Source organism: Janthinobacterium sp. BJB401 (genome assembly GCF_013372745.1).
GTDB lineage: Bacteria > Pseudomonadota > Gammaproteobacteria > Burkholderiales > Burkholderiaceae_D > Janthinobacterium > Janthinobacterium rivuli.
The window spans coordinates 18937-34235 of the sequence record NZ_JABXFH010000057.1; the positions used below are offsets into that span (position 1 = coordinate 18937).

At 63.2% G+C, this 15299-nt stretch carries 15 protein-coding genes; 9 read left to right on the top strand and 6 right to left on the bottom strand.

Going from position 1 to position 15299, the window contains the following annotated elements; genetic code table 11:
- Positions 1 to 12 precede the first annotated feature (12 nt).
- A complete protein-coding gene (locus tag HWE17_RS25230) occupies positions 13 to 471 on the top strand; it encodes a DUF421 domain-containing protein (RefSeq protein WP_099403507.1) in 459 nt (152 codons plus the stop codon).
- Between the two features lie 9 nt (positions 472 to 480).
- On the opposite strand, the gene HWE17_RS25235 is transcribed toward HWE17_RS25230, so the two are convergent.
- The 3 genes from HWE17_RS25235 to HWE17_RS25245 form a co-directional block, all read right to left on the bottom strand.
- The gene (locus HWE17_RS25235) at positions 481 to 954 is read right to left on the bottom strand and encodes a DUF6328 family protein (RefSeq protein ID WP_176390684.1); all 474 of its coding nucleotides are present in this window, start codon (positions 952 to 954) and stop codon (positions 481 to 483) included.
- Positions 955 to 1027: 73 nt separating this feature from the next.
- On the bottom strand, positions 1028 to 1735 hold the full coding sequence (locus HWE17_RS25240; RefSeq protein ID WP_176390685.1) for a hypothetical protein: 708 nt from the start codon (positions 1733 to 1735) through the stop codon (positions 1028 to 1030).
- 109 nt (positions 1736 to 1844) lie between these two features.
- Complete coding sequence (locus tag HWE17_RS25245; protein ID WP_034751103.1) at positions 1845 to 2057, bottom strand: hypothetical protein; 213 nt, start codon at positions 2055 to 2057, stop codon at positions 1845 to 1847.
- Positions 2058 to 2316: 259 nt separating this feature from the next.
- On the opposite strand from HWE17_RS25245, the gene HWE17_RS25250 reads away from it, so the two are divergent.
- Complete coding sequence (locus tag HWE17_RS25250) at positions 2317 to 2736, top strand: YidB family protein (RefSeq protein WP_035818493.1); 420 nt, start codon at positions 2317 to 2319, stop codon at positions 2734 to 2736.
- A gap of 167 nt (positions 2737 to 2903) precedes the next feature.
- Here HWE17_RS25250 and HWE17_RS25255 read toward each other — a convergent pair whose 3' ends face one another.
- Both HWE17_RS25255 and HWE17_RS25260 read right to left on the bottom strand, forming a co-directional pair.
- A complete protein-coding gene (locus HWE17_RS25255; RefSeq protein ID WP_176390687.1) occupies positions 2904 to 4001 on the bottom strand; it encodes a LacI family DNA-binding transcriptional regulator in 1098 nt (365 codons plus the stop codon).
- Between the two features lie 167 nt (positions 4002 to 4168).
- The gene (locus HWE17_RS25260; RefSeq protein WP_176390688.1) at positions 4169 to 6232 is read right to left on the bottom strand and encodes an Ig-like domain-containing protein; all 2064 of its coding nucleotides are present in this window, start codon (positions 6230 to 6232) and stop codon (positions 4169 to 4171) included.
- A gap of 177 nt (positions 6233 to 6409) precedes the next feature.
- Here HWE17_RS25260 and HWE17_RS25265 point away from each other — a divergent pair, with 177 nt between their 5' ends.
- The 5 genes from HWE17_RS25265 (at position 6410) to HWE17_RS25285 (ending at position 10892) form a co-directional block, all read left to right on the top strand.
- Positions 6410 to 7660: an Hsp70 family protein gene (locus HWE17_RS25265; protein WP_035818497.1), complete on the top strand. Its 1251-nt coding sequence runs from the start codon at positions 6410 to 6412 to the stop codon at positions 7658 to 7660.
- A gap of 38 nt (positions 7661 to 7698) precedes the next feature.
- Positions 7699 to 8328 (top strand): PolC-type DNA polymerase III, encoded by a 630-nt coding sequence (locus HWE17_RS25270; protein ID WP_170846245.1) that lies wholly within the window; start codon positions 7699 to 7701, stop codon positions 8326 to 8328.
- Positions 8329 to 8504: 176 nt separating this feature from the next.
- On the top strand, positions 8505 to 9893 hold the full coding sequence (locus tag HWE17_RS25275) for a tetratricopeptide repeat protein (RefSeq protein ID WP_099403567.1): 1389 nt from the start codon (positions 8505 to 8507) through the stop codon (positions 9891 to 9893).
- 97 nt (positions 9894 to 9990) lie between these two features.
- The gene (locus tag HWE17_RS25280; RefSeq protein WP_099403512.1) at positions 9991 to 10467 is read left to right on the top strand and encodes a DUF4262 domain-containing protein; all 477 of its coding nucleotides are present in this window, start codon (positions 9991 to 9993) and stop codon (positions 10465 to 10467) included.
- A complete protein-coding gene (locus HWE17_RS25285; RefSeq protein ID WP_099403513.1) occupies positions 10464 to 10892 on the top strand; it encodes a DUF6386 family protein in 429 nt (142 codons plus the stop codon). The genes HWE17_RS25280 and HWE17_RS25285 overlap by 4 nt, the downstream gene beginning before the upstream one ends.
- 30 nt (positions 10893 to 10922) lie before the next feature.
- Here HWE17_RS25285 and HWE17_RS25290 read toward each other — a convergent pair whose 3' ends face one another.
- The gene (locus tag HWE17_RS25290; RefSeq protein ID WP_099403568.1) at positions 10923 to 12710 is read right to left on the bottom strand and encodes a GGDEF domain-containing protein; all 1788 of its coding nucleotides are present in this window, start codon (positions 12708 to 12710) and stop codon (positions 10923 to 10925) included.
- Positions 12711 to 12900: 190 nt separating this feature from the next.
- Here HWE17_RS25290 and HWE17_RS25295 point away from each other — a divergent pair, with 190 nt between their 5' ends.
- On the top strand, positions 12901 to 13107 hold the full coding sequence (locus HWE17_RS25295) for a hypothetical protein (RefSeq protein WP_176390689.1): 207 nt from the start codon (positions 12901 to 12903) through the stop codon (positions 13105 to 13107).
- A gap of 11 nt (positions 13108 to 13118) precedes the next feature.
- A partial coding sequence (locus HWE17_RS25300) for a prolyl oligopeptidase family protein (RefSeq protein ID WP_176390690.1) occupies positions 13119 to 15299 on the top strand: 2181 nt, incomplete at its 3' end.

Consider the following 15299-nt stretch of genomic DNA (forward strand, 5'->3'; position numbering starts at 1 on the left):
AGGAGGATTGCCATGTTTGCCATGGATGTATCGGTGTGGGAATTGGTGGCGCGCGCCGTCATCATTTATCTTGCCTTGCTGCTGATGGTGCGCATGACGGGCAAGCGGACAGTGGGACAATTCACGCCGTTCGACTTGCTGGTGGTCATGCTGCTGAGCGAAGCCGTCTCGAATTCGCTGTCGGGCGGCGACGATTCGATTCCCGGCGGCCTGGTGCTGGCCTTGACCTTGATCTGTCTCAACATGCTGATCGCCTGGCTGAGTTCACGCAGCCGCAAGTTCGCCGACCTGGTCGATGGCAAGCCCGTGCTGCTGGGCCGCGATGGCCAGATTTTTGACGATGTCGTCAAGAAATGCAGGGTGGCCGGCGGCGATGTAGAGCAGGCGCTGCGCGAGGCGGACTGTTCCTTGCAGGACATGAAATGCGCCTTTCTGGAGGCCGATGGCAAGATCACCATCCTGCAAAAATAAGCGGCCGGATCACATTTTCTTGCTGCGCTTTAAATGCAGGGGCAGCCACCACCACATGCAAATGATGAGCGACCCCATCAACACGCCGGCGATGATGCCGGCGATGTGGCCAAACACTTCCGACATCACGAGGTTGGTGCCCAGGACAAACGCCAGCGCCAGGGTAAAAGCGCCGCACATCATGATGCGGTCGGCCACTCTTTTAAAACGTTCGCGGTCTTGCAGGGGCCGCATCACGCGGTGCTGGATGGCTGGCGCGCTGAGCAGCACCAGGCTGGTCATGGACAGGAAAAACGTCAGCAGGAAGACGACTTTTTCCGCCTGCACGATCTTCGCGAAGCCGCCGTTGAAGGGCAGGATGATGAGGAAGGCCGTCAGCATCTGCGCGCCCGGCAAAAGGATGCGCAATTCGCTGAGCAGGTCGGACAAGTCACCTTCGTCGCCTGGCTGGTCATCGTCATCCTGGTCTCGCGCTTGCGGCATGGGGCTATCCTCGTGGTGGTGATGGCCCCAGTCTACGCACAAGCGACCAAGCCGACTGTGGGCGGACGCACCTTCAGAACCATTGCGCGTAGCGTTGGCGCAGCCGCCACAGCGGCGTCGAGACGATGGCCGTGGCGCTGTGCGAGGCGTCGTGGCCGCAATGGCCGCAACTGTGGCGCCGGTGCGGCGCCAGCGCGAAGCTGCCCAGGTCCAGGTGCGGGTGGCCGCAGCGGGCGCAATCGCTGCAGTCCAGCGGCGTGCCTGCCAGCAGCGCGGCGGCGAACGCCTGCGCGGCGGGCGGCGTGATATTCAGTTGCACTATGTCGGGAGGAAACAGGCCGGGCAGGGCGCGGCAGTCGATGGCCAGCGCGGCCACGTCGCGCGCCAGCAGGGCGCCGCCTTCATTGGCCTGGGCGCGCAGTTGCAGCACGCCATCCGGGCCCAGGCGCAAGGTGATGGCGTGAAATTGCATGGGGTCGAACAGTTCCGGGTACAGCACATAGCCCATGGGACTGGCGTGCTGGCGGCAACGCATGGGCTGCGTTGCTTGCCGGTCGGCCAGGTCGGCTTGCGTGCCCCAGTAGCACTGGTGCGTGCGGCACCAGTGGCGCGCCGCGCCGTTGCGAAATTTTCCAGCAGGCAGCAGATCGCACAGGACGATGGCGTCCAGCCCCGCACCGGCGCGAAAGTGGCCCGTGATGTGGGACGTGGTGACGGCAAGGTCGCCCGTGCTCGCTTGCAGGGGCCAGCAGATGCCGGGCAGGGTCAGCGGCGTGAGCAATGGGGCCTCCGCGCAGCTATCGGCTTGCGAGCCGATAGTGGGCCGACATGAAAAAGCCCGCCGTCTCGGGCGGGCTGTGCTGACGGGAATGCCGAAGGCATGGCCCGGTTTATTCTTCCGTATCGGCCAGGGTGACGATGGCGCGCGCCCACTTCGAGTATTTCAGGTTCGCCAGGTCGCGCACGGTCTTGATATTGAAGGCTTGCTTGAGCAGCTCCGCATCCTTCTCGCTCACGCCTTGCAGCGCATCGACGGGGGCATCAGCGATTTCCTTGAACGTCTTTTTTTCGTAAGCCTTGTCTACCGCTTTATTGATGTTCATGTGTTGATACTCCTCAGTAAGTGGGGAAATTAATTCTACACGTTTTTGCAAAGTGTCAATTTACGCTTGCAAGTTGTGCCGAACTAAATATGATGGAGGTGGATGCCTCGGCAGCGAGGCCATCCGTGCGTTCGCTTCGAGATTGTAATTATGGCATTTTATTATTCATAGTATAATGATTTCCATGGCGGAGAAAGGTCTGCGCCATGCCGGACGCCGCAGTCACGCGGCACGAATCGATAGCGTTCAGGAGAATATGATGAGTTTGCTAGACCAACTTGCAGGACAAGCGATGAGCGCTTTGGGTAATAAAAGTGCTGACGGGGAAGCCCCATCGGGATTGATGGCCAGTGTCATGGACCTGGTCAACCAGCATGGCGGCTTGCCCGGTCTGCTGCAGAAATTCCAGGAAAGCGGCCTGGGCGACCAGGTGGCCAGCTGGATCGGCACCGGCGCCAATGCGCCCGTCTCCGGCGACCAGATCAAGGATGCGCTCGGTAGCGACACGATCACCCAGATCGCTGAAAAAGCGGGCGTCGCGCCGGACGCCGCCTCGGGCGGCCTGGCAGCCTTGCTGCCCCAGCTGATCGACAAGCTGACGCCCGATGGTCAGGTACCGGAAGGCAATGACCTCGTCAGCCAGGGTTTGAATATGCTCAAGGGCAAGATCTTCGGTTGATTCCCTGGCCTTGAAATGAAAAACCTCGCAGCAATGCGAGGTTTTTTTATGTGCAAGGTTTTTGGCAGAGAAGTGCGAGCGTCTGAAAAACGCCTGTGGCTAGGCGCGGCCCCGAAGACAGTACGAATAGTACGGCGAAGGGCAGGCAACAACGCCACGGGCGTTTTTCAGGCGGCGGCCATCATGCCGAAATATGGCTGCTCGACAGTCAGCCTGGCCGTACTGCCTTCCACCAGATACGAGCAATAGCGGCGCCGCTCGGCGCTGCCGCCGCGCCGCTCCATCAGTTCGCCCAGCATGGCGACGGCGTCGGTGGCCATCTTTTGCACGGGCTGGCGCAGGGTGGTGATGTCGTAGCTGAGCCAGCCCGACGCATCCAGCGCGTCAAAACCGGCCACCGACATTTGCAGCGGCACCTGGATGCCCATCTGGTGGCGCGCCGTGTCCAGGCAGCCGATGGCCATGATGTCGTTGCCGCAAATGACGGCGTCCGGCACGCGGCCCAGGCGGTCGATGACCTTGCGCAAGCCCCGTCCGCCGCTGGCGTAATCGTAGTTGCCGCTGACGACGATGGGGGCGGGCAAGCCCAGGCTCAGCAAACGGTCCAGCATGCCGGCCTTGCGTTCCTGCGCGACGGCCGAGTCGCCGGGGCCGTCGATGATGGCGAACTGGCGGTGGCCCGCCTCGGCCAGGCGCGAGACGAGCAGGCGCGCCGCTTCGGCCTGGTCGCACAGCACGGCGTGCACGGCGTGCTCGCGCGGACTGCGGTTGAACAGCACCAGCGGCACGTCGCGCCGGCCGAATTCGGCCATCTGCTCGTCCGACAGGCAGGCGGCCACGACGGCGCCATCGACCTGGTATTGCCACACATCGCACAAGACCTTGCCGATATCGGCTTCGCGCTCGAGGGTAAACAGTAACAGGCGCTTGCCCTGGCGGGCGATTTGCTGGCTCAGGTCGGACAGCACTTGCGGATAGTACAGATTGGCCAGGTTGGAAATGATGACGGCCACCAGGTTCGAGCGCCGTGTGATCAGGCTGCGCGCGGCCGCGTTGGGGATGTAGTCGAGGCTGATGGCCGCCTGCATGACCTTGGCATGGGTGGCTTGCGAGATGCTGGCGCCCGGCTTGAAGCAGCGCGACACGGCCGATTGCGACACGCCGGCCAGCAGAGCCACGTCATACGAGGTCACGCGCCGTCCCGCGCCGGGTATGGCGCGGCTGGTGGTGCTGGGTGTCCGGGCTACAGTATTCTTTTTTCGCATATTGGTCTGGCAAGCAACCTGTCTCAAAGTATTCCTGCAGGCCCGGCCGCTTGTGGCGGCCTGGGCGGGCAGAATGAGCATAGCGCAAAAGATTGCCGCATGGCAAGACTGCCTTCTTGATTATGTTGCAAAAAATATGACTGAATGGCAAGTGTCGAGCGCCCCCATTAATCGGGGCTGTCACAGGGGCCGCTGCCATAGGGGCTGAGGCGTCCCGGCGGGTCCACGCGGCGCGCGCTGAAATCGCTGGCCAGGGTAGGCAATGGCAACTCCGCCGTAGCGCTCGCTTCCGTGCCGCTGACGCTGCCGCGCACCGTCAGGGTGACTTCCACCCAGGAAGCATAGTTGCGCGGATAGCTGACGGTGACGGTGGCCATGCCCAGCGCGTCGCTCAGACCGCTGGCGCTGACGGTCAGGGGGATGCCCGGGTCGAGCACGCCATTGCCGTTGCGGTCGTAGGCGGCGTCAAAGATGCCGTTGCGCAAGACGTCTTCATTGGCGCAGCTGTAACGGGGCAGGGCCAGGCGCCAGACACCCGTGTCGGGGAACTCGGGCTTGTCCGCCTGCCACACATAAGATCCCTTGGCGTAGCGGCTGGGCCACGCTGCCGCCGTGATGGCAACGCCAGGCACGGCATTGCCTGCGCTGTCGGAGACGAACACGGCAAAGTCCTTCTGCAGCACGCTGGCCGAATGCTCGCGCAGCAGGCTGCCCGTGCCCAGCTTGATCGACAGCGCTTGCCGCGCCACCGTCAGGCGCACGAGGGCCGTGGCCGCCGCTTGCGGCGCGCCCTCGATGCGGGCCTGGATCAGCACGCCGTCGCGGCCGCTATCGGCCGGCCCCGCCACGTACACGGCGCGCGCCAGGCCGTCGCTGCCCGTCAGCACCCGGCCCGCCTGCCGCAGGTAGCCGCCGCTGGGGTCGTTCAAGATGCTGAACAGCACGGGCGCGTTCTTGACCAGGTTGTTGGCCGCGCCATCGCGCACCACGGCGCTGATTGTGCTGATACTGGCGTTGTCGGCCAGTGCCGCCGCAGTGGCCGTATTGGCGCGCAGCACGGCCGGATCCGCTTGCACGGCCAGCCTGCTGGCAGCGCTTAGCGGGGCGACGAATTCCAGCCGCGTCTGCGCCGTGGGGCCACCCGCTACGGCGGCCGTGATGGTGGTCACGCCCGCGTTGGCCGATTGCACATAGCTGCGCGGCAAGTTGCCATTGCTGAAAATCAAGCTGGCGGGCAAGGCCTGGCTGCAATCGCTGTCCGCAAACAGGCTGCCGCGCGAGGTCGACAGGCTGGCGCTGCCCGTTTGCGCCACGCCCGCCCTCTCATAGCGCGCATCGATGGGCTGGCACGCCAGGGTGGCCACTTCCGGCAGCACGTCCGCGCCGCTGGCGTCCTGGCCCACGGTCGGGCTCAGGCGCAAATCGCTGCCGGCCACGGCATACGCTTGCGTGGCGGCGGCGCCCAGCGCGCTGACGGACACGGCATCCTTGCCCAGGCTGCCTGCCGTCAGGCGCAGCACCAGCTGGCCTTGCGCATTGCTGAGCGCCGCGCCGCCATCCTTGACGCGCACGCCATTGCCGGCGCCCGTGCTGTAGGTGATGGCGGCGCCAGCCACGGGCTTGCGCGCGGAGTCGCGCACGGTGACGATGAGGTCGGCGCCCTGGCCCAGCATCAAGGCGGCCGGCCCCAGCAATTCCACGCTGCTGCCCGTGACGGCCACCGTACCCTTGCCGCTGCGCGTGCCGACATTGGCCGTGACGGTGATGCTGCGGTTGCTGTTGGCGCCGCCCGTACCCAGCAGGGCGCGCGCCTGGCCGTTCTTGTCCGTCACGGCGTCGACGCTGCCGAGGATGCCGGAATCGGCGGCAAAGGAAATCTTTGCATTGGGTAAGGCCAGGTTGGCGCCATCCTTGACGAGGGCCGTGACGGCCACTTCGCCGCCGGGCTGGCCCGCCGAAGCCAGTTCCGTGCTGGAAAACACCAGGTTGACGGCGCTGGCCAAGGTGGCCGGCTCGGGCGGCGTGACGGGCGGAATCACGGGCGGGGTGAGTGGCGGGGTGACGGGCGGATTGACGACCGGCGGCGGGCTGCCGCCGCAGCCTGCCGTGCTGTGCAGTGCACAGCCGGCGCCTGCCTGGCTATCGGCCGAACCACCGCCGCAGCCGGCCAGGGAAACGAGGAAGGCCGCCAGCAAAGTAGCGGGCAGGTGGCGTGGGCGGGCGAGGGGCACGATGGGTCTCCGGGAGCTGGCCGAGTTGCTCGGCATCACTTCCAAGAGTAGCTTTTGCGCGCGGCAACTACTTGATGCAAAGCAAGCTTATGCTGTTGACAGGGCTGAACGGGTTTTGCTGGTGCAATGGCCTGCCTTCTGATAACATAACGCCCCTTTATTCAGGGAAGGGTCGACATGGCCAATGCTTGCGGCGTCGATTTCGGCACGTCAAATTCCACGGTAGGCTGGGCACGTCCCGGGCAGAGCACCATGCTCGGCCTGGAAGATGGCAAGACGACCTTACCGTCCGTCGTCTTCTTCAATGCGGAAGACGAGGAAGTCAGTTTTGGCCGTGCGGCGCTGGCCGGCTATCTGGCCGGTTACGAGGGCCGCTTGATGCGCTCGCTGAAAAGCTTGCTGGGCACGAGTCTCATCGATGGCCAGACGGAAGTGGGCGGCCGCGCCTTGCCCTTCCGCATGTTGCTGGCCCAATTCATTGGTGAAGTAAAACGCCGCGCCGAGCAGTCCGCCGGCCGCGAATTCTCGTCCGCCGTGTTCGGCCGTCCCGTCTTCTTTATCGATGACAATGCGCAAGCCGACCAGCTGGCGCAAGACACCCTGGCCGAAGTGGCCCGCTCCGTCGGCTTCAAGGACGTCGCCTTCCAGTTCGAGCCGATTGCCGCCGCCTTCGACTACGAGTCGCAAATCGACAAGGAAGAACTGGTGCTGATCGCCGACATCGGCGGCGGTACCTCCGACTTTTCGCTGGTGCGTTTGTCGCCCGAGCGGGCAAAAAAGACCGAACGGCGTGAGGACATCCTCGCCACCGGCGGCGTGCACATCGGTGGCACGGATTTCGATAAATACCTGAGCCTGTCTTCCGTCATGCCTTTGCTCGGCTATGGCAGCCGCCTGCATAACAATAGCGAAGTGCCGTCCAGCTATTATTTCAACCTGGCCACCTGGCACACGATCAACCTGGCGTACACGAAGAAGATCTGGGTGCAGCTGGCCGACGTGTGCCGTGATGCGCGTGAGCAAGACAAGATGGGACGCTTGCAAAAGCTGATCGACGAGCGCGCCGGCCACTGGCTGGCCATGAAAGTGGAAGAGGGCAAGATCGCCCTGTCCGACGCGGCCGAAGTGCAGCTGGAGCTGGACCGCCTGTCGCCCGCGCAAAGCCTGTTGCTCAAACGGACGCAATTCGACGAAGCCATCGGCCACCTGTGCGGTTCCGTGGAAGAAACCGTGTTGCGCCTGCTGCGCGATGCGGGCGTGGCGCCGGACGCCGTCGATACCGTGTTCTTCACGGGCGGCTCGAGCGGCGTGCGCTTGCTGCGCGAAAAGATCGCCGCCCTGGTGCCGGCCGCGCGCAAGGTCGAGGGCGACTTGTTCGGCAGCATTGGCGCAGGTCTCGCGCTGGACGCCGTGCGCAAGTTCGGCTAAGCTGGCCCACCGCAGCATCGCAGAAAGAGTCTGACTTCATGAATGTGTTTGACAAACCGATCGTCATGATCGACTTCGAGACGACCGGATTGTCGCCCGACATGGGCGACCGCATCACGGAAGTGGCGGCGCTGCGCATCGAGGGCGGGCGGATCACGGACCGCTATGTGACCCTGATCAACTGCAATGCGCGCATTCCCTCGTTCATCACGGGCTTGACGGGCATCACGCAGGCCATGGTGGACAAGGCGCCGCCCGTGGCCGAGGTGGTGCCGCAGTTGCTCGATTTTATCGGCAGCGATGCCTTGTCGGCGCACAATGCCAGCTTCGATGAAAAATTCCTGCGCGCGGAAAGCGCCAGGCTGAACCTGACACCGGCGCACCAGTCGCTCGTGTGTTCCTTGAAACTGTCGCGCCGCGTGTTTCCCGGCATGGCCAGCTACAAGCTGGGTTTGCTGTCGAGCCAGCTGGGCATCGCCTTCAAGAGCGCCGCCCACAGGGCCGAGTCCGATGCGGAAGTGGCGGCGCAAGTGCTGATCCATATCGGCCGCCATTTGCGCAGCAGCTATGGCATCGCCGATGTCGACGCCGACTTGCTGGTGTCGCTGAACAAGCTGGCCGCCGCCAAGGTGCCGCAATTCCTGCAAAAGCATCCGTCGCGCCGCTGACCGCTGTTTCCTCTCTGAGCGGGCTCATCAAAACGATATGATTTTGTTATTTCGTTTGAGCCTGCTCAAGTCCTTTCCCCGCATCGAATTTAAAATTTAAGCAACACACGATTTCGCCGCCCAGGGCCGCCGTTTTGCGCGTGCTGCCGGCAAGCGCAATGTGGATGGGGGCGCACATGGACAAGCACCATACTGCCAGAGATAGCCACGAAGCGTATATCTGGTTCCGCACGGCTGCCGAGCAGGGCAATGCCTACGCCCAGTTCAACCTGGGATTAATGTACAAAAAGGGCGAAGGCGTGGCGCAGGACGATGCGCGCGCTTTTGTCTGGCTGCGCCTGGCCGCACTGCAAGGGCTGGCTTTTGCGCAGAACCACTTGGGCGCCCTGTATTACCACGGCCGCGGCGTGGCCCAGAGCGACGAGGACGCCGTGCTGTGGTTTCGCCGCGCGGCCGCTCAGGGCGATGCCTCGGCCCAGCAAAACCTGGGGCAGATGTACCGCAAGGGACGCGGCGTGCTGCAAAGCGACGAGCTGGCCTTGGCGTGGTTTTACCGCGCCTCGGAACAGGGCGTGGCCAGCGCGCAATCTCTGCTGGGTGAAGCGTATGCGCAGGGTCTGGGCGCGAAAAAGAACGATGCGCTGGCCCTGGCCTGGTTCCGCAAGGCCGCCTTGCAGGGCGATGCGCAGGCGCAGCTGAACCTGGGTCTCGTCTACAAGCGGGGCCAGGGCGTGGTGCAAAGCGATGCGCAGGCGCTGGCCTGGTTCCGCCAGGCCGCGGCCCAGGGCCTGGCCGTGGCGCAGCGGCAACTCGGCGTCGCGTATGCGGAAGGCCTGGGCGTGGCGCCCGACCAGCTGCGCGCCTACGCCTGGCTGCAGCGGGCGGCCGAGCAGGATGACGCCGACGCCCAGTTCAACCTGGGCCTGATGCTGGCACGGGGCCAGGGCGTGGACAAGGACGAGGCACGCGCCGTCGTCTGGTACCGGCGTGCCGCCCTGCAAGGCCATTGCATGGCGCAATACAATCTGGGCGGCATGTTTGCGGGCGGGCGCGGCGTCGTCCGCGACCTGCGCCAGGCGCTGGATTGGTACGCCAGGGCGGCGGCCCAGGGCGCCTCGAATGCGCAGTTCAACCTGGGCGTGATGTATGCCAATGGCCAGGGCGTCGAACGCGACGAGGTGTGCGCCGTGCGCTGGTACCGCACGGCCGCCGAGCAGGGCGATGCCAGTGCGCAAAACAACCTGGGCGTCATGTACGCGAACGGCCATGGCGTGCCGCAAGACGATGGCCTGGCCGTGCATTGGTATGCGCGCGCGGCCGGCCAGGGGCATGCGCTGGCGCAATACAACCTGGGCGGCATGTACAACAGCGGGCGCGGCGTGGAGAAAGATCCCGTTTGTGGCTACATGTGGCTGGCGCTAGCGGCCGAGGGCGGCGATAGCGGGGCGGCGAAGGCGCGGGAAGCGGCTGCCGCCAGGCTGGAGCCGGCGCAGCTGCAAGAGGCGCAGCAGCGCATGCGGCAATGGCACCAGGTGCGCTTTCCGCCGCGGACGCCGCGCGACTGAAGCGTCGGCTGTGCACGTGGACGCGTGCTGCATGCGATAATTGCCGGCAGGCATGTCGCGCAAGCGGCGCGGTTTTCGGCATAGTGAAAGGTGGAACATGGTAAGGCAGGCAGGCGAGGATGCATCCGAGCAAAAAGTCATCGACGACATCGCCACGCATGGCTGGCATGGCGTGCATATCAGCGCGGATGAAGAAGGTCCCGGCTATGCTTTTAGCATAGGCGCTTGCCACAGCTTCGGCCAGCCTGAATTCCTGATCATGGGCTTGCCACGGGCCATGGCCCACCAGATACTCGATGTGGCGCTGGACGCCGTGCGCAGCGGCGCCATCACGGATTTCACGGCCACCACGGACGTCTTGCTGGAAGGCCATCAGTGCGCCTTCGTGCGCGTGCCCGTCGAGCAATACCGCAACTATGTCGGCTATGCGCGCTGGTATTACCAGGGCGATGATTTTATCTTGTACCAGATCGTCTGGCCGTCGCGCGATGGCCATTTTCCATGGCAGGCGCAAGCCAGTGCGCAATATGTGGCGAGCCAGCCTCTGCTGGGACCGGCGCCGCTGGTGGCATGACGAGCATTGTCACCGGCACGGCCACCGTGTGCGTGTTCGACCCGGCGCTCCTGCGCCACAGGCTGGATGATGACTGCGACTGGTGGAGCCTCCCCAGCGCGGAACTGGCTGCCGTGAATGCGGGGCAAGTGGCGTTTTTCAACGTAGGCGGCGACGGCGCGTATGACATTGCCTTGCATGCTGAACTTGCCGAGCCGCAGGTAGTCGTGCATCTGGCCGTCACCTCGGGCCGCGTCTTCATCGGCGCCGGGGAAGACGTCACGGGCGGCGGCCTGGAACCGGACACGGCCTATGGCGGCCTGTTCGTGGACGTCCCCGCAGGCAACTACCGCCTGCAGGCGCGCCGCGATGGCGCGCACATCAGCCTGGCATTCGTGCCCGATGCGCGCGGCAGCAATGCGTTTGGCGACCTCGTGCGCATCTGATTCCATTGAGCTTCTTGCTATTGCCCCTGGCTACGCATCCATGCGCGCCACGCCCGCACTTTGCCGGCGGTCCAGAAACAGGCTGTTGCCGTGGATTTTCTTGGCCTGTTTCTTCGCTTCGGCCGCCTGCGTGGCGATCTGATGGTGCGTGTAGTACTGGTGCGCCTCAACCTTGATGACGCCCAGCGACAGGCTGATCAACGAATAAAACACTTTCTTGCCTTGCCGGTCTTCGCTGATGTAGCCGCCCCGTTCGCAGTCGCCCGAGCTGTAATAGGCGAGGATGGCGGCCGCGAAGTCGTCCAGCATGGCCTGGCAGCGCGTTTCCCAGTCTTCGCTCTGGAACAGGATCATGAAATCGTCGCCGCCGATGTGGCCGATGAAGTCGCGGTTCGGGTCGCAATGGCCGCTGAGGATTTCTCCCGTCAGCTGGATCACGTCGTCGCCCTTGCGGTAGCCGTACACATCGTTGAAGGGCTTGAAGTGGTCGAGGTCGCAATAGCAGACCCAGAAGCGGCTGCCGCTGTGCAATAAGCGGTCGATATGTTCGTTGATGGGCACGTTGCCGGGCAGTTGCGTCAGCGGGTTGGCGTAGCGGGCCGCATTGATCTGCATCTGCGTGATTTCGCGCATCAGGTCGTGTCCCGTGCCCATGCCCAGGTAACGGCCGTGCTCGGTGATGATGAAACCGTTGAACAGGTGGTGGGCGTCCGACTGCACCATGGTGTAGCTGAGTTCCTGCAAGCTCGTCTCGTGGTCGGCGATCAGGGGTGTGGCATCCATGAACAGGCTGCAGGATTTCTTGCCATACAGTTCGCGCTGGTAGGGGCGGGCGAAGTGGTCGATCATTTCGAAGCGGCTGATCAGTCCCAGCGGCACGCCGTCGTCGACGACGGGGATGATCATCAGCTTCGGGTCTTTCAGGAAAATATCGTACACCTCGTTATTGTTTTTCTCGGGCGACACGGCCGCCACCCGGTGCAGCAGCTTGCGGATGCTGGCGCCGTTCTTTTCCAGGCTGCTGCGCTGCGGATATACGGCCACGCCGTTGCGCCCCAGCGCCTGCACCACTTCGGCCGGCAGCGCGCGTGCCGGCACCGCGTTGGGCCGGCCCAGGTGATAGCCTTGCCCGAAGGCCACGCCCAGGTCGCGCAAGACCAGCAATTCCGTCTGCGCCTCGATGCCTTCGGCGATCACCAGGGTGCCCGATTTTTCCGCGATTTCCTGGATCGAGCGCACGAATTGCAGTTTCACGGGGTCATTATTGATGCCCTGGATGAAATGCATGTCGATTTTCACGTATTCCGGGCGCAGTTCCGACCACAGGCGCAGGCTGGAAAAGCCTTCGCCGAGGTCGTCGATGGCGATCTGGAAACCCATGTTGCGGTAGTGCAGCACCGCTTCGCGCATCAGCTCGTAGTCATACGTGGGCTGGTTTTCCGTCAGCTCGATAATGACGCGGTCCGGATTGATGCCGATATGCTCGATGTATTCCAGGGTTTCGCCATGGCGGGCATTGCGCAGCAGCAGGCATTCGGGGCTGACGTTGAGGAACAATTTGCCGGGTAGTTGCAGTTCGGCAAAACGTTCGAGCACCACTTGCCGGCACAGGTGCTCCACTTCCAGGGTCAGGTCATGCGCGCGCGCCACCTTGAACAGATTCATCGGCGCGTGCAGGGGGCTGTCGGACGGCCCCCGTATCAAGCCTTCGTAGCCGATGATGTCGCCGCTGTGCATGTGGATGATGGGCTGGAACAGCGCACTGAGCTTGCGGCCCGCGAGGATCTCGTGCAAGGCATCCGTCCCTTCGATGCTCATGGATATCGATGGCGGCGTCAGGTAAGCCACATTCGATGGCATCGCGCCGGGCGGCGCGGCGGTGGGGAGGGCGAGAGTGTGCATAGGCGGACGTGGCGGCACGGCCTCTGGACGGGCCATGAACATGTTGCCGATAGTAAAGAAGATTTATGACGGCTTGATGAAACGACTTTGCTTTTGACAATGTTTCTTGCATGAACGTCAGTTTGCCGATTCCGTCGAAAGCGAGATTTATCATGGTGATCCACGTAAATTTGCCAAACAAAAGACGGCAAATCCACCGGATAACTGTGCATTAAAAGTGGCAATCCGCGCTATGATTTCTCTTGGCGAAAGTCAACATAGGCAGCCGCAGAGTTTGCTTGAGCGGCATGCTTTCCCCGACATCCAACAATGAGACGACAACCCATGCAATTACGTAGTGCAACCCTCATATTCAGCTTGATGACCGCTTTCGGCGGCAATGCCCTGGCGCAAAGCGCCGCGATGCCATCGTGCCCGGCTGGCGACGGCGCTGCCGTGACGTATCCGGTCAGCAAAAAAGTCGACCAGCAAGACAGCTATTTCGGCACCACCATCGCCGATCCGTACCGCTGGCTGGAAGATGCCAACAGCGCGGAAACGGGCGAGTGGGTCACGGCGCAAAACAAGCTGACGCAGTCGTATCTGGGCACCATCCCCGAGCGCGCCGCGATCAAGCAGCGCCTGACCAAGCTGTGGAACTATGAGCGTTTCTCTACGCCAACGAAGCAGGGCGGCCGCTACTTCTACAGCCGCAACGACGGTTTGCAGAACCAGGCCGTGCTGTACACGGTGAAAAAACTGACGGACGAGCCGCGTCTGCTGCTGGACCCGAACACCCTGTCGACGGATGGCACGGTGGCGCTGGCCGGCACCTCGATCAGCCCGAACGGCAAGTACCTGGCGTATGCCACGTCGGCCTCCGGTTCCGACTGGAACGAGTGGAAAGTACGCGACATCGAATCGGGCAAGGATTTGACGGATCACATCCAGTGGGCTAAGTTCTCCGGCGCTTCGTGGACCAAGGACAACACCGGTTTCTTCTACAGCCGCTATGACGCGCCGAATGAAGCCACCAAGCTGGCCGATATCAATTACTTCCAGAAATTGTATTTCCACAAGATCGGCACGCCGCAAAGCGACGACGTACTGGTCTTCGACCGTCCCGACCAGAAGGAATGGGCGTTTGGCGGCAGCACCGTCAGCGACGACGGCAATTATTTGATCATCACGGCCACGCAGGGCACGGAACGCAAGAACCGCGTCTTCTACAAGGACTTGCGCCAGAAGAACGCCAAGGTCGTCGGCTTGCTGGAAGAATTCGACGCGTCGTACTCGTTCATCGACAATGACGGTCCCGTGTTCTTCTTCAAGACGGACAACAAGGCGCCAAAATCGCGCGTGATCGCCATCGATACGCGCAAACCTGCGCCTGCCGATTGGAAAGAAATCGTGCCGCAAAGCGCGGAAACCCTCGTCGCCGTCAACCTGATCAACAACCAGCTGGTGCTCGACTACCTGAAAGATGCGCAAACGCAAATCAAGATCGTCGACCTGAAAGGCAAGCTGGTGCGCGAAGTGGCCTTGCCTGGCATCGGTTCGGCCGGCGGTTTTGCGGGCAAGCGTGGCGACACGGAAACGTTCTACTCGTTTACCAGCTTCACGACGCCAGCGACCATCTACCGCTACGACATGAAATCGGGCAAGAGCACGGTGTACCGCCAGCCGAAAGTCGATTTCGACCCGAACGCCTTTGAAACGCGCCAGCAATTCTTCACCAGCCGCGACGGCACCAAGGTGCCGATGTTCATCGTCTCGAAAAAAGGCATGAAGCTGGACGGTACGAATCCGACCTATCTGTACGGCTATGGCGGTTTCAATATTTCGCTCACGCCGAGCTTCTCCGTGGCGAATCTTGCCTGGGTGGAAATGGGCGGCGTCTACGTGATGGCCAACCTGCGCGGCGGCGGAGAATACGGCGAAGCCTGGCACCAGGCTGGCACCAAACTGAACAAGCAAAACGTCTTCGACGACTTTATTGGCGCGGCGCAATGGCTGGTGGACAACAAGGTCACCTCGCCATCGAAGCTGGCGATCGGCGGCGGCAGCAATGGCGGCCTGCTGGTCGGTGCGGCCATGACGCAGCGTCCCGATCTGTTCGCTGCAGCCATCCCGCAAGTGGGCGTGCTCGACATGCTGCGCTTCCACAAGTTCACCGTGGGCTGGGGCTGGGTGCCTGACTACGGTTCGTCGGACGACGCCGAGCAGTTCAAGGCGCTGGTGAAATACTCGCCGCTGCACAATCTGAAAGCGGGCGGCTGCTATCCAGCCACCATGATCACGACGGCCGACCACGACGACCGCGTCGTGCCAGCCCACAGCTTCAAGTTCGCCGCCGCCGCCCAGGCAGCGCAAGGCGGCGCGGCACCCGTGCTGATCCGCATCGACAGCAAGGCTGGCCATGGCGCCGGCAAACCGACGACCAAGCAGATCGAAGAAGTGGCGGACCGCTGGGGCTTCCTCAGCCGTTCGCTGAAGATGACGCCGGTAGTGGCGGAGCCGGCCAAG

Bases quoted from the DNA above. Each gene is read 5' to 3' on its own strand.
- HWE17_RS25230 (WP_099403507.1), top strand. From the start codon at position 13: ATGTTTGCCATGGATGTATCGGTGTGGGAATTGGTGGCGCGCGCCGTC.
- HWE17_RS25235 (WP_176390684.1), bottom strand. From the start codon at position 954: ATGCCGCAAGCGCGAGACCAGGATGACGATGACCAGCCAGGCGACGAA.
- HWE17_RS25245 (WP_034751103.1), bottom strand. From the start codon at position 2,057: ATGAACATCAATAAAGCGGTAGACAAGGCTTACGAAAAAAAGACGTTC.
- HWE17_RS25250 (WP_035818493.1), top strand. From the start codon at position 2,317: ATGAGTTTGCTAGACCAACTTGCAGGACAAGCGATGAGCGCTTTGGGT.
- HWE17_RS25255 (WP_176390687.1), bottom strand. From the start codon at position 4,001: ATGCGAAAAAAGAATACTGTAGCCCGGACACCCAGCACCACCAGCCGC.
- HWE17_RS25265 (WP_035818497.1), top strand. From the start codon at position 6,410: ATGGCCAATGCTTGCGGCGTCGATTTCGGCACGTCAAATTCCACGGTA.
- HWE17_RS25270 (WP_170846245.1), top strand. From the start codon at position 7,699: ATGAATGTGTTTGACAAACCGATCGTCATGATCGACTTCGAGACGACC.
- HWE17_RS25275 (WP_099403567.1), top strand. From the start codon at position 8,505: ATGGACAAGCACCATACTGCCAGAGATAGCCACGAAGCGTATATCTGG.
- HWE17_RS25280 (WP_099403512.1), top strand. From the start codon at position 9,991: ATGGTAAGGCAGGCAGGCGAGGATGCATCCGAGCAAAAAGTCATCGAC.
- HWE17_RS25285 (WP_099403513.1), top strand. From the start codon at position 10,464: ATGACGAGCATTGTCACCGGCACGGCCACCGTGTGCGTGTTCGACCCG.
- HWE17_RS25290 (WP_099403568.1), bottom strand. From the start codon at position 12,710: ATGAGCATCGAAGGGACGGATGCCTTGCACGAGATCCTCGCGGGCCGC.